Source organism: Halochromatium sp. (assembly GCF_054919635.1).
This window is the reverse complement of sequence record NZ_JBUDPI010000065.1, coordinates 1-13,763: the sequence shown is the minus strand read 5'-3', so window position 1 is coordinate 13,763 and position 13,763 is coordinate 1. Positions and strand designations below refer to the sequence as shown.

General features: G+C 63.1%; 9 protein-coding genes and 1 pseudogene. 6 read left to right on the top strand and 4 right to left on the bottom strand.

Annotation, left to right across the window (positions count from 1 at the left end; genetic code table 11):
• Positions 1 to 380 (bottom strand): annotated as a pseudogene (locus ACY693_RS06135) (hypothetical protein); the annotation flags it as partial.
• Positions 381 to 629: 249 nt separating this feature from the next.
• Here ACY693_RS06135 and ACY693_RS06130 point away from each other — a divergent pair.
• Positions 630 to 2,315: a SulP family inorganic anion transporter gene (locus ACY693_RS06130; protein WP_462320948.1), complete on the top strand. Its 1,686-nt coding sequence runs from the start codon at positions 630 to 632 to the stop codon at positions 2,313 to 2,315.
• Between the two features lie 158 nt (positions 2,316 to 2,473).
• Here ACY693_RS06130 and ACY693_RS06125 read toward each other — a convergent pair whose 3' ends face one another.
• A complete protein-coding gene (locus ACY693_RS06125; protein ID WP_462320947.1) occupies positions 2,474 to 2,773 on the bottom strand; it encodes a hypothetical protein in 300 nt (99 codons plus the stop codon).
• A gap of 129 nt (positions 2,774 to 2,902) precedes the next feature.
• Positions 2,903 to 3,043, bottom strand: coding sequence for a hypothetical protein (locus ACY693_RS06120; protein WP_462320946.1), 141 nt, complete (start codon positions 3,041 to 3,043; stop codon positions 2,903 to 2,905).
• Positions 3,044 to 3,155: 112 nt separating this feature from the next.
• Here ACY693_RS06120 and ACY693_RS06115 point away from each other — a divergent pair, with 112 nt between their 5' ends.
• Complete coding sequence (locus ACY693_RS06115) at positions 3,156 to 4,160, top strand: sodium-dependent bicarbonate transport family permease (protein ID WP_462320945.1); 1,005 nt, start codon at positions 3,156 to 3,158, stop codon at positions 4,158 to 4,160.
• 101 nt (positions 4,161 to 4,261) lie between these two features.
• A complete protein-coding gene (locus ACY693_RS06110) occupies positions 4,262 to 4,627 on the top strand; it encodes a P-II family nitrogen regulator (RefSeq protein WP_462320944.1) in 366 nt (121 codons plus the stop codon).
• A gap of 71 nt (positions 4,628 to 4,698) precedes the next feature.
• Here the strand turns inward: ACY693_RS06110 and ACY693_RS06105 are convergent, their stop codons facing one another.
• Positions 4,699 to 7,392: a bifunctional acetate--CoA ligase family protein/GNAT family N-acetyltransferase gene (locus tag ACY693_RS06105; protein WP_462320943.1), complete on the bottom strand. Its 2,694-nt coding sequence runs from the start codon at positions 7,390 to 7,392 to the stop codon at positions 4,699 to 4,701.
• A gap of 99 nt (positions 7,393 to 7,491) precedes the next feature.
• Here ACY693_RS06105 and ACY693_RS06100 point away from each other — a divergent pair, with 99 nt between their 5' ends.
• The 3 genes from ACY693_RS06100 (at position 7,492) to ACY693_RS06090 (ending at position 13,625) form a co-directional block, all read left to right on the top strand.
• Positions 7,492 to 8,424 (top strand): histone deacetylase family protein, encoded by a 933-nt coding sequence (locus ACY693_RS06100; RefSeq protein WP_462320942.1) that lies wholly within the window; start codon positions 7,492 to 7,494, stop codon positions 8,422 to 8,424.
• Positions 8,417 to 11,833 (top strand): sensor domain-containing protein, encoded by a 3,417-nt coding sequence (locus ACY693_RS06095; RefSeq protein WP_462320941.1) that lies wholly within the window; start codon positions 8,417 to 8,419, stop codon positions 11,831 to 11,833. Before ACY693_RS06100 ends, ACY693_RS06095 begins: the two co-directional genes overlap by 8 nt.
• A gap of 253 nt (positions 11,834 to 12,086) precedes the next feature.
• Complete coding sequence (locus tag ACY693_RS06090; protein ID WP_462320940.1) at positions 12,087 to 13,625, top strand: cryptochrome/photolyase family protein; 1,539 nt, start codon at positions 12,087 to 12,089, stop codon at positions 13,623 to 13,625.
• Positions 13,626 to 13,763 lie beyond the last annotated feature (138 nt).

Sequence of the window (13,763 nt, the reverse complement as noted above, 5' to 3'; positions counted from 1 at the left end):
ATTGTCGGCACCGCGAACAGATTCCACCGCTCATCGGCCTTCCAGCTCAGTCGACCACTGAGCCTCAGCTCACGGATCGTCGACCAAGGCTTCAAGCCAGCAAAGCCCGTCTCGCCATCGAACCCGTAGCGGCGCTCTCCATAGCCGGTGCTCAATCCCAACCGCAGATCCGGTGTCACGGCATAGTCGGCTCCAAGCCGGACCGCCCAGGCATCCAGGTCGACCTCGCCCCCGTCATCCATCTCTGTCTGCCAACGATGGATGGCGCCACTTTCAAGACGCAAGCGCCAGGCATCGTCACTGGGCTGCGCGAACAGAGCCCCTTGGGGCAGCAACGAGCCGAGGACCAGCAGTGTCAACAGCAGCCAGGACCAGCCCATACTCGAGGAATCCTCTGTTCTTAACGTGAGACGACCGGCATGGCCAGTCAGAGCATTACAGTATAGCCTTCAAGGCTTGACCTTGGTGCGATCCAAGTCATGAGGTTAACGCACGAGGATCGCCGCCGCGAGCGATCGCTGCTGGCGCTCTATAGCATCGATCCGGCTTTTCGACTTCGGTTCCCGCCCCAGAACATTTACCCTACGCAGATTAATTAAAATCGACGCTGCGGGGGTTCAGGAGACCAGATGCGAGTCTTCAATCAGATCAATCTTACACACCTGAAGGGTGACCTGTTTGGTGGTGTCACGGCGGCAGTGATCGCGCTGCCGATGGCGCTCGCTTTCGGCGTCGCCTCAGGCGCTGGCGCCGAAGCCGGCCTCTATGGCGCCGTGCTGATCGGCCTCTTCGCCGCCCTGTTCGGGGGCACACCCACCCTCATCTCAGAGCCCACTGGGCCGATGACCGTGGTCTTCACGGCGGTCATCGCGACCATGATCGCGGCTAATCCGGAACAGGGCATGGCGATGGCGTTCACCACCGTCATGCTCACCGGTGTCTTCCAGGTGATCTTTGGCGCACTGAAGCTTGGGCGCTACGTGACCATGATGCCCTACACGGTGATCTCGGGCTTCATGTCCGGGATCGGCTTCATCCTCATCATTATTCAGTTGCCGCCGCTACTCGGCTATGCGTCGCCGCCCGGTGGCGTGCTGGGCTCCCTAAGCGCGCTGCCAGACTTCTTCTCCAACATCAAACCGGCGGAGGCAAGCTTGGGTCTGCTCTCGTTAGCAATCCTGCTGCTGATGCCAAAACGCCTTCGCCGCTTCATCCCGCCGCAGCTGCTGGCGCTGATCGTCGGCACCCTGCTGGCCATCTATCTGCTGCCGCATCTGTTCTCTGGCGAAGCCTACCGCGCCATCGGCCCGGTTCCGGGTGGCTTACCGACACTGCAGCTTCCTACCTTCAGCGCGGGACAGTGGCAGACTATTGTCATCAACGCGCTGGTGCTCGCCTTGCTGGGCTGTATCGACGCCCTGCTCACCTCAGTGATCGCTGACAGCTTGACCCGCACCCAGCACAATTCGGACAAGGAGCTGGTCGGCCAGGGTCTTGGCAACCTCGCATCAGGCCTATTCGGCGGCCTGCCTGGCGCTGGCGCCACCATGGGCACCGTGGTCAATATCCAGACCGGTGGCCGCACCGCCCTCTCTGGCCTGACCCGTGCCCTGCTCTTGGCGGTCGTGGTTTTCGGCGCCAGTGCGCTCGTCGAGCCCATCCCCAAGGCGGTGCTCGCGGGCATTGCGATCAAGGTCGGCATTGACATCATCGACTGGGGCTTCCTGCGCCGCGCACACAAGGTCTCGATCCGTGGGGCCCTGATCATGTACGGGGTCATCCTGATGACGGTCTTCGTCGACCTGATCACCGCGGTCGGCATCGGACTCTTCGTCGCCAACGTCCTGACCATCCGCCGCCTTGCCGATCTCCAGTCGGAAGGTGTTCGTGTGTTGGGCCTACCGCATACCGAAGACGGCCTGACCTGTCCCAACGCCTCGCCAGAAGAGGTTCGTATCCTGCGTGACCCCAGCAACGGGGTGGTGATGCTCTGTCTTAGCGGGCCGCTGATCTTCGGCGCCGCCAAGGCCATCACGCGGCAGCAGAATGAGCTGCTAGGCGCGCGCTCTTTGGTGATCGATCTGACCGAGGTCCCGCATATCGGTGTCACCACATCGCTGGCTGTCGAGACCGTGATCCGCGAGGCAGTCGACCATGGCTGCCGGGTCTACCTTGCCGGCATTCACGACCAACCCCGCAAGCGCTTCGAGAATCTGGGTCTTGGCCGCATCCTCCCGGCTGAGAACTGGATCGACAGTCGCTCGGCGGCGCTGAAGCGCGCGGTTTCGGAGCGGGCCGGACAGATCCCCGCCTGAGCGCCGTCAGCTTCGCACCATGCATGTCCTGCTTGGCCTCCAAGCAGGACGCTGAGTTCGACGCCCATTGCTCTGAGCCTTGGGAGCCACAGCGCTTCTGTAGCGCCACTTGCCTCTGATCACTGTTCGGAGGTGCTTCAGGCCGGCTGCCTGTCATCTCAGCACTCGTCACAGCGCTGGGAGCTGGCAGGCTGCTGAAGAGACAGTCCCTGGGCGGGCGAGCGCGAGCCGCTGAGATCGCTCTCCAGCCGCGGCCCTGGCTGCTGGGAGATGCTGCCCCAGCCCCAACGCAGCGACTGCCAGTGGGCGTTGCGCAACGCACTCAGAATCCCGCCGCTCTCGACTAACAGCTCCTGCGCCTGCTGTGGGCTTGGCAGTTGCTGTCTCACCGAGGTCGGGTAGAAACCGTTTGGTCCCCAACCGGCCACGGCCGTCGAGGCACCGAACAGCGAAGCCATGAGCACTGCGCCCAGTCTCGATCCAAGCCACACGAAAGCCGATCGCTGTCGTCTCATCATTGCTCGTCCTCGGTTTGACACAACACCATCGGTGAAGCCGTTGACCCCTGCGGCCGTCGACCCCCGCCGTCATGGTATGAGGGTCGGGGCAACCTCATCCGGCTCAAGCTCGCTTTTTCCTGTCAATCCTGTCGCAATTTCCGAACCAATCACCACTCGTTGATCGATGACTGCTGAAATATCAATAAACACTTGGCCGCAAATGCCCATACGCTTCCCCTCAGGCGATCGACGGCCAAGACCCTCGAGCCATGGGTCGTATGCTGGCTGAAGATAGGCCTGCTAACGTAAACAGGTAGTGAATCGACAGAGGAGCAATACCTTGGAAATTTTATTGGAATTTGGCTCGCGTTTTCTATCGCAGCTGCAATCGCCAACCCTGGCCTTCTTACTTGGAGGCATTCTGATCGCCGCGCTCGGCTCACGGCTAACGATCCCCGATGCCATCTATAAATTCATCGTCTTTATGCTGCTGTTGAAGGTGGGTCTAAAGGGCGGCATGGCCATCGGCGAGGCGGACCTTGGGGCGATGCTGCTCCCGGCGTTTTTCGCGGTAGTCATGGGCTGCCTGATCGTCGTGATCGGCCGTTATACGCTCGCCATGCTTCCCGGCATCCGAACTGAGGATGGGATCGCAACCGCTGGCCTATTCGGGGCCGTTAGCGGGTCGACGCTCGCCGCTGGGACTGTAGTCCTGGAGTCCGATGGCATCAGCTATGAGCCCTGGGCCGTCGCGCTATATCCGTTCATGGACATCCCGGCGCTGGTCCTGGCCATCGTGCTCGCCAGTGTCTACCTGAAAAAGAAGGATGGCTCTGGTAACAACGTAGCGATTTGGCCGATCGTCAAGGAGAGCCTGCAGGGTCCAGCCCTGTCGGCACTACTCCTTGGAATCGCGCTCGGATTATTCACCAATCCGGACAGGGTGTTCGACAGCTTCTATGAGCCGCTCTTCCGTGGTCTGCTATCGGTATTGATGCTGATCATGGGCATCGAGGCCTATGCCCGGCTGAACGAGCTCCGCCGCGTTGCCCATTGGTTCGCCGTCTACGCCGCGGTCGCACCATTGATGAACGGGCTCATCGCCTTCGGCCTCGGCTATATCGCCCATGTGCTAACTGGCTTTAGTCCCGGCGGTGTGGTGCTACTCGCGGTCATTGCAGGGTCCAGCTCCGACATCTCCGGACCGCCAACGTTGCGTGCCGGCATCCCGACGGCCAACCCATCGTCCTATATCGGCGCGTCGACGAGTATCGGTACCCCGGTCGCCATCGCAATCGGCATCCCGCTCTACATCGGTCTAGCGCAGCTGGTGTTTGGGGCCTGATGGGGGGCCTGATGCGGTGCTTGCTGAGACGCACCGGCTGTCTGTAGAGACTCGAGGGTGCGCCAGCATCAATCACCGCAAAGCATCGGAGCCGAGATGTCATGGACAACTGGCATCCGGTTTCCTCGATCCATACCAAGAGGTATCAAGTCATGACCCAAAAAGCCAAAAAGCTCGTGATCATCACCGAGAGCGTGCTGTTGAAGAAGATCACCAAGATCATTCTCGCAGCAGGGGCGACCGGCTACACCGTGATGGCGGCCTCCGGCGTCGGCAGCCGCAACACGCCTTCTCCCGGCCAAACGCCGGTCTCGGACACCTACTCGAACATCAAGATCGAGATCATCACCGCGAACGAGGACGTCGCCCGGACGATCGCGAAGCAGGTCGCCGAGAAGTACTTCGACAACTTCTCGGGCATCATCCACCTCGGTGAGGTGGAGGTGCTATACGCGCACAGCCTCTGAGATTGTCCTGAACCGTCGCCAGGGATGGCATTCACGTCGGCAAGGCTGGAGCTGGCATTGGATGCCGTCCCTTACAACACCTTGGACACCAGCTTCACGGTCGGATCATTGCGGTCGGTCTCGATGCGAAAGCCGAGCGATTTGACCAATGCCAGCATTCGCGTATTCGCACTCAAGACCTCGCCCTCCATAATCCGCAGCCCTTTATTGCGGGCGTTCTGCATCAGCGAGCGCATCAGTCGAGCCCCAATTCCCCGTCGTCGGCAGGCATCCGAGACGACAATCGCAAATTCGCAGGTATCGCCTCCCGGATGCGCCATGTAACGTGCCACGCCAACCTCTTGCTCTTCTTCGACGCCTTCGTTGCCGTGCGGCCGAATCACCCCAATCAATGCCATTTCACGGTCGTAGTCGATCTGGGTGAAGCGCACCAGCATCTCTGGCGATAGCTCCTTGATGGTCTGCATGAAGCGGAAATACTTGGTCTGATCGGAAAGACCCCGCACAAAGTCCTGCTCCATCTGCGCATCCTCGGGTCGGATCGGGCGGATGGTCAGATCGGTGCCATCCGGCAGCGGCACATGCTCGATCAGGTGCTGCGGATAGGGATGGATGGCCATGTGCCCATAGACCGGCATCTGCGGCGGCCGGTAGTCGACCTGAATGCGCGCATCCACGGCGATCACGTCCAAATCGTTGCCGATCAACGGATTGATCTCGAGCTCGATGATCTCTGGCAGCTCGCAGACCATCTCCGAGACCCGCTGCAGGATACGCGACAGCGCCTGCCGGTTCATCGGCGGCATGTTGCTGTAGGCGCCCATCAGTCGCGCCACCCGCGTGTGCTCGATCATGGTCTGGATGATGAAGGCGTTCAGCGGCGGCAGCCCAAGCGCCCGATCCTCCAGCACCTGCATGTCGGTACCGCCGGCGCCAAAGCTGATCACCGGGCCGAAGATCGGATCGCGCACCACCTTGACCATCAGCTCGCGCGCGGCGCGGGTCGGGACCATGTGCTCGACGGTCACGCCCTGGATCTGCGCCTGCGGACGCAGCTTCTTCGCACGCTCGGTCAGCTCGGTATAGGCGCGGCGGATGCTTTGCGCATCACTCAATCCCAGGCGCACCCCATCGACATCCGACTTGTAGCGGATATCCGGCGAGTTGATCTTCATCACCACCGGAAAGCCGAGCGACTCGGCGGCGACCAGGGCCTCGTTCGGCGAGCGCGCAAGCACTGCTTGGGTCGTGTTGATGCGAAACGCCGACAGCACGGCCTTGGCCTCGATGGTGCCGAGCACCTTGCGACCCTCGGCCATGACGCCCTCGATGATCAGCCGCGCCCCCTCCAGATCCGGCCCCAGTTGCTGCGACAGCGGTGCCGGCGATTGCATCAGCAACATCCGATTGCGGCGCTGCTCAGCCAAGAACGACATCGCATCGACCGCCACCTCGGGCGACTCAAAGTGCGGCACGCCATGCTCGGCGAACAGCCCCTGCGCCTCGGCCACACGGCTCTCGCCCATCCAGCAGGTCAGCACGGGCTTACGGGTCTGCTTTGCTGCGTCGATCACCTCACCGGCGACACTGGTTGGATCGCTGGTTGCCAAGGGCGCCATCAACGCGACCACACCATCGACACCCTCATCGGCCAGACAGGCATCGAGTGCATCCCGATAACGCTGCGCCGAGCCGTCGCCCATCACATCGACGGGATTGCCATGTGACCAATGATCCGGTAGAGCCTGCCCGAGCTTCGAGCGCGTCGCCTCGCTCAGCTCCGACAGGATCAGTCCCTGATCCACCGCCCGATCCGCGGCCAACACGCCAGGGCCGCCGCCGTTGGTAATGACTGCAATCCGATTTCCGGCCAGGCGCCGACCGGCACCGAACACCTGCGCTGCTGCAAAAAGCTGCGCCAGGCGCTCGACCTGCACCGCGCCACCGCGCTCGAGGACGGCGCGAAACACCTCAGGCGAGCCAACCCAGGCACCGGTGTGGGAGCGCGCCGCACGCGAGCCAGCCGGATGCCGACCGGTCTTGACCACCACCACCGGCTTCAACCGCGCCGCTGCCCGCAGCCCGCTCATGAACCGGCGGGCATCACGCACGCCCTCGACATAGAGCAGGAGGCTCTGGGTCTGCGGATCGAGTGCCAGATAGTCGAGGATGTCGCCGAAATCGACATCGGCCGCAGCCCCGAGCGAGACCACTGCCGAGAAGCCTAGCCGGCGCGGCCCGGAGCGATCCAGCATCGCGGTGCAGACCGCCCCCGATTGCGAGACCAAGGCGACGTTGCCTGCCCGCGGCAGCTCATTGCCGAAGGTCGCGTTCAGTCCGTGCGAAGGCCGCATCACGCCCAGACAATTCGGCCCCAGCATCCGAATCCGGTTACGCCGCGCCGCTTCGACAAGCCGCTCCTGCAGCGCGCTGCCGCGCTCGCCCTGCTCCGAGAAGCCGGCCGAATGCACCACCGCCGCGCGCACGCCGAACTCACCGCATTGATCCAAGATCCCCGGTACCGCCTCGGCCGGGGTCGCAATCAGCGCCAAGTCGACGTGCTTATTGAGGGCGGCAAGGTCCTTCCAGCAGGGCTCACCATCGACCGTTTCATACTTAGGGTTGATCGGATAGCAAGGCCCCTTGAAGCCACCGGCGAGGACGTTGCGATAGACCATGGCGCCCACCGAGCCCTCGCGATCGCTGGCGCCAAACACGGCAACGGCATCAGGGACGAAAAGCTGGTCGACATCAGAGAGTCGCATCGGCTGGCCCCTCCTGGGGCGAATCGGGTAACAAAGCAAAACGGTGACAAAGCGATTAAGCTTTCGGACTACCGTCCCGAGCACTTGAGTAAGCGCCCCATGAACCTGGCCTTTATCTCTCACCAAGACTGTCTCGAGCACAAGATGGGCGCGCACCATGTCGAGGTGCCAGAACGCCTGCACGCGATCTCGGATCGGATGATCGCCGCCGGCATGGAGATGCTGGTGACCCATTATGACGCGCCTAAGGCCAGCCGTGAGCAACTCTTGGCAGTGCATGATGCGGCTTATGTGGATGCCCTGTTCGAGGCCGCGCCCAGCGCCGAGGATGTGCTCGTCTGGGTCGATGGCGATACCGCGATGTCGCGCGGTTCTCTGAGCGCCGCGCTGCATGCCGCCGGCGCCGCGATCATGGCCGTCGACTTGGTGATGAGCGATCGCCATCATGCCGCCTTCTGCTCGGTGCGCCCACCGGGCCATCATGCCGAGCGCGCACGCTCGATGGGCTTCTGCTTCTTCAACAACGTCGCCGTCGGTGCCGCGCACGCGATGAGCGCACACGGACTCAAGCGCATCGCCATCGTCGACTTCGATGTCCATCACGGCAACGGCACCGAGGATATCTTTACCGGCGATGAACGGGTGTTGTTCTGCTCGAGCTTCCAGCATCCTTTCTATCCCGGCTCCGGCGCCGGCTCGACGGCTCCAAACGTGATCAACCTGCCCCTGCCGTCTCGCACCCATGGTGAGGCCTTCCGCGCCGCAATGGCAGAGCATTGTCTGCCACGGCTGGAGGCCTTCGCACCCGAGCTGATCATGATCTCCGCCGGCTTCGATGGCCATGCCGAGGACGACATGGCGCACTTCATGCTGCGCGAGCCGGACTATGCCTGGATCACCGCCCAGCTGCGCGAGATCGCCGTCCGTCATGCACATGAGCGCATCGTCTCTTGTCTGGAGGGTGGTTACAGCCTCTCAGCGCTTGGGCGCAGCGTTGCGGTCCACGTCGATGAGCTGATCGGGCATGGCTGATCCGCGCCCCGCACTGGATGACTTGAGGGACCTGTATCAGCGCGCCCGTGAGGCCTTGCTCTCCGGTCGGCTCGATGAGGCCGAGGCTGACTTTGCGGCCCATGAGCAGGATGCGCAAACGCTGCTCGAAGAACAGCGCATCCAAGAGACCGAGCTCAAGCTGCAGAACGAAGACCTGCGCAACACGCGTCTCGCCCTCGAAGAGGCCCTTGCACGCTTCAGCACCTTCTTTTACGCATTGCCCATTGCGGCGCTGATCCTTGATGCCCGCGGCCTGATCCGCGAGGCGAATCCAGCAGCGGAGACCCTCTTTCAGCTGCGCTGCGATGGTTATCAGCAGCATGTCTTCACGCGGTTTGTCGCCCAAGCCGAGCGTGCAGCGCTGAGTCGAGCCTTGCGCGACGCGGAACAAAGCATCGGCTTCAACCGCAGCGATATCGAATGTCGACGCGCCAACGGCGAGCCCTTCATCGGCGATCTTCACCTCGCCCCCGTTCCCGGCGAGGCCAACGCCGAGCCGGAATTCATCTGCACCGTCATCGATCGCTCGGAGAGCGCGCAACAACGCCAGCGTTTACAGGAGCAGCGCGCCCAACTGGAAGCCATCTTTCAAGCCGCACCGGTTGGGATCGTCTTCGTCCGGAGACGCAAGATGCTGCGAAGCAACATGGCCTGGTGCGAGCTGATCGGCTACGCCCCTGAGGAGCTGGATCATCTCGACACCCGCATGCTCTACGCCGACGATGAAGAGTACGAGCGGGTTGGCCGAGCGCTCTATACCCGGCTCGACCAACAGGGAACCGGCCGGCTGGAGACACGGTTGCAACACAAGGCTGGTCACCAACTTGACGTCACACTCTGTGCGGCATCCATTGAACAGGATCAGGCACCGGGATCGCAGGTCGTCACCATCCTCGACATCACCGAGCGCAAGGCCGCTGAGCAGGCCTTGCAGGAACGTGAAGAGCGCCTGCGCCTGACGCTCGAAGCGACCAATGACGGACTCTGGGACCTGGATGTCGCCTCCGGCTGCATGACCGTCAATGACCGCTATGGCGCGATGCTCGGCTACGCCCCCGACGAGCTGGATTTGCGCTTGAAGCCACTGATCGCGTTGCTGCATCCGGAGGATCAAGCCCCGGTTCGGGAGCTCCTCGACCAGCACCTCAGCGAGGATCGCCCCTATGCGCTGGACATTCGCATGCGCTGCAAGGATGGCAGCTGGCGTTGGCTGCACACGCGCGGTCAGGTGGTCGCGCGAGACCTAGCCGGACAGCCGCTGCGGGTCGTCGGCACCCATACCGACATCCACGCGCGCAAGCTCGCCGACCAGGCGCTGACCGAGAGCAACAGACGACTGCGCGAGGCCGAACGCTTGGCGGTGCTGGGACATTGGGAGTATATCGCCGCGACCTCGGAGCTGACCTGGTCGGCGCAGCTCTATCGCATCTTCGGCTTCGACCCCAACGAACCGCTGCCAGACGTGAACGCCCTCGCGGAACGCTTTCATCCCGAGGATGCGCCCGAGTTCTTGCAGAAGTTCCGCCGCGCGCTCGACATCGGTGAGCACTATACCTTTACGTTGCGCATCTTCCGACAGGACGGCGCGCAGCGCTGGCTGTTTTCCGAGGGCCACACCGAGTGCGATGAGAGCGGACGCACCCTGCGCTGCTTCGGCACCGCTCAGGATGTCACCGAGCGCGAGCAGGCCCAAGCGCGGCTGCGCGAAGCGGCGAAGGTGTTCGAGAGCATGGTCGATGCGCTCATCGTCACCGACGCCGATCACGCGATCATTACCGTGAACCCCGCGTTCACGCAGATCACCGGCTACACCGAGGCCGCGGTCTGCGCACAGCCTGTGGAGACCGTGCTCGCGAGTGCCACCGATCGCGGTTTCTGGAACCCAATCCGGACCTCCAACAGCGGGGGCAGACGCTGGCAGGGAGAGCGCTGGGAACGCCGCCAAGACGGAACCCTGTACCGGGCGCGCCTCAGCGTCACAGCGCTCAGCAACGAGCGCGGCCGGATCGATCGCTATGTCATCGTCATCAGCGACACCACCCAGCTCCACCACACGCAAGAGCAGGTGGAGTTTCTCACCCAATACGATCCACTGACCGGCCTGGCGAACCGCAACCACTTCCATCAGCGCCTCACGCAAGCGTTGCAGCACGACACGCGGGAACCGGAGCAGCTGGCGATCCTGCTGGTGGATCTCGATCGGTTTCGTGTCATCAATGAGTCGCTGGGGCCCGAGACCGCCGATGTGCTGCTCGAACAGGTGGCCAGTGATCTAAGCCAGGTCGTGCAGCCCTCAGCGACGCTCGCCCGATTGGGTGGGGACGAGTTCGGCGTGATCCTGCCAGCCATCGGATCGCCTGAGGCGATCAACGATGTCGTCGCTGGCCTCCAGCAACGATGCGCCGAGCGGCGGATCATCGGCGGCCAGGCCATCACACTAACCGCCAGCGTCGGCATCGCCGTGTATCCGCTCGATGGACTCTCCGGCGATGCACTGATGCGCCATGCCGATGTCGCGCTCAAGCAAGCCAAGGCGCGTGGGCGCCAGAGCGTGCAATATTTCGAGGCTACGTCCACTCAAAGCCCATTGGGTCGCCTGCACCTGGAGGCTTGCCTAAGCCAGGCCCTGCTTGGTGACGAGCTGCAGCTGCACTATCAGCCACAGCTCTCGTTGATCGACGGAGCGCTGATCGGGGCCGAAGCCCTACTGCGCTGGAACAGCGCCGAGCTCGGGCCAGTACCGCCGCAGCAGTTCATCCCGATCGCCGAGGACATGGGTCTAATCCACGAGATCGGCACCTGGGTGCTGCGCCAGGCCCTCGATCAGCTCGCGGCCTGGGACCGGACCGGACAAAGGCTCCCGCGCTTAGCCGTCAATCTCTCGATCCTACAGCTCGAGGACCCGACCCTGGTCGACAGGATCGCGAGGATGCTCGAGCACCATGAGCTCGAACCGGAGCGCCTCGAGCTGGAGCTCACCGAGTCCATGCTCATGCGTCAGGCAGGCCAGTCCGCTGCCACACTTGAGGCGTTACGACATCTCGGCGTGCGTCTAGCCGTCGACGACTTCGGCACTGGCTATTCGTCGCTGGCCTATCTGCACCGCCTGCCACTGCAACAGCTCAAGATCGATCGCAGCTTTGTCGACCCGCTACCGGCTGATCCGCACAGTCAGGCGATCACCCAGGCCATCATCGCGCTCGGCCGCAGCCTGCACCTGGAGTTGCTGGCCGAAGGCATCGAGACCGCGGAGCAAGCCGACTGGCTGCGCGACGCCGGCTGTTCGCTCGCGCAAGGCTATCACTATGCCCGCCCACTCTCATCGGAGGCCTTCGCCGCACACTGGCTGGCCATAACCTGCGACCATCCGCAGTCTCCGAGGATCTAGCTACAGAATCAAGGCGAGCCAGTCCTTGCACCCGTCCTAGGCTTAGGCGATTTCTGTCAAAGCTCATACCGCCTTGCTGGTCTTTTCGCTCGCCTTCTTTGTCGCGGCGCTGGTCACATAGCCCCGCTATGCTCCCGGCGACGCTCCTCGAAGGCAACCGAAAATCCTGCGCAATTCGGTATGCGCTTTTCCGGCAATCACCTTAGCCTGCGACAATGCTCACATCGTAAGCAGCCTGGAGCCCAGAGAGACCATGCCCACCACCGCGCTTGTTTGGCTGCGTCGCGATCTGCGGCTCGGTGACAATCCCGCCCTCGCGGCCGCGCTCGAGCACTGTGAGCGCGTCATCCCAGTCTATCTTCATGCCCCCGATGAGGAGGCCCTTTGGCAACCCGGTGCGGCCTCGCGCTGGTGGCAACATCAGAGCCTGAGTGCCCTCGACCAGTGCTTGCGCGGGCTGGGTAGTGGGCTGATCATTCGTCGCGGTGAGAGCCTTGCCAACCTGCGCCAACTGGTCCGGGAGACCGGAGCCACCGCCGTGCATTGGAATCGCTGCTACGAGCCGGCCGTGATCGCCCGCGACAGCGCCATCAAGCAAGCCCTTCGTGCCGAGGGTGTCAGCTGCACCAGCCACAATGCTGCGCTGCTCAGCGAGCCCTGGTGTTTGAAGACCGGGCATGGTGAGCCCTATCGCGTCTTCACCCCCTATTGGCGCCGGCTCAGGGCTATGCTTATAGACGTCAGGGCGCGCTCAGGCGATGGCAACGACATTGGATCAGACAGCCCTCAGGACACCGGGTCAACGACAAGACAACGCAGTGTTTCGGCGTCTGGGCCGAGCAACCGGTTGCAGACGGAGCCAGACGCACTGCCCCCGCTTCCCGCTCAGCTCGAGCAACTGCCCATCGAGGCACTTGGACTGCGGCCGACAATCCCCTGGGATCAGGGCCTGCAGCAGACCTGGCGGCCAGGCGAGGCCGGCGCACAGGCCGAGCTCGAGCGGTTTCTCAACGGCCCGATCGAGCGCTATCACCAGGCCCGTGACTGTCCAGCCGAGCCTGGCACCTCGCGCCTGTCGCCCCACCTACATTTCGGCGAGATCAGCCCCCACCAGATCCTCGCCGCCATTCGCGACAGGGACATCGATGCTGAGGTCGCCGAGCCCTATCTGCGCGAGCTGGGCTGGCGCGAGTTCAGCCATCAGCTGCTCTATCATTTCCAACAAACGCCGCTCGAGCCGCTGAATCCGCGCTTCGCCGTCTTCCCTTGGCGCCGCGAAGATACCCAGGCCTTGCTCGACGCCTGGCAGCGAGGTCGAACCGGCATCCCGATCGTCGACGCCGGTATGCGCGAGCTTTGGCACACCGGCTGGATGCACAACCGGGTGCGGATGATCGTCGCCTCGCTGCTGACCAAGAACCTGCGCCTGCCCTGGCAAGAAGGCGCACGCTGGTTCTGGGATACCTTGGTCGACGCGGACCTCGCCAACAACACCCAAGGCTGGCAGTGGAGCGCCGGCTGCGGCGCCGATGCCGCACCCTATTTCCGCATCTTCAATCCGGTGCGCCAAGGCGAGCGCTTCGATGCTCAGGGGCAGTACGTTCGGCGCTGGTGCCCTGAGCTCGCCAAGCTGCCAGACAAGCTCGTTCATCAGCCTTGGGCAGCCCAGATCACCGAGCTCAAGCAAGCCGGGGTCGAGCTCGGGAGCAACTATCCAAGGCCCGTTGTCGACCTGAAATCGAGCCGCGCTGAGGCCCTGGAAGCCTACGATCGGATCAAGGCCAATAGCTAAACGACCGCCACATCGAATCCCAGTGCCAGTGCCAGATCGAGTACCAGATCCAGAACCATCCCCAACCTCGGTTCACTGACGCTCTAGACTGCGCCTGTGGCAGGCTCAAACTACGACCCTCACGACCGTTCGACCGCC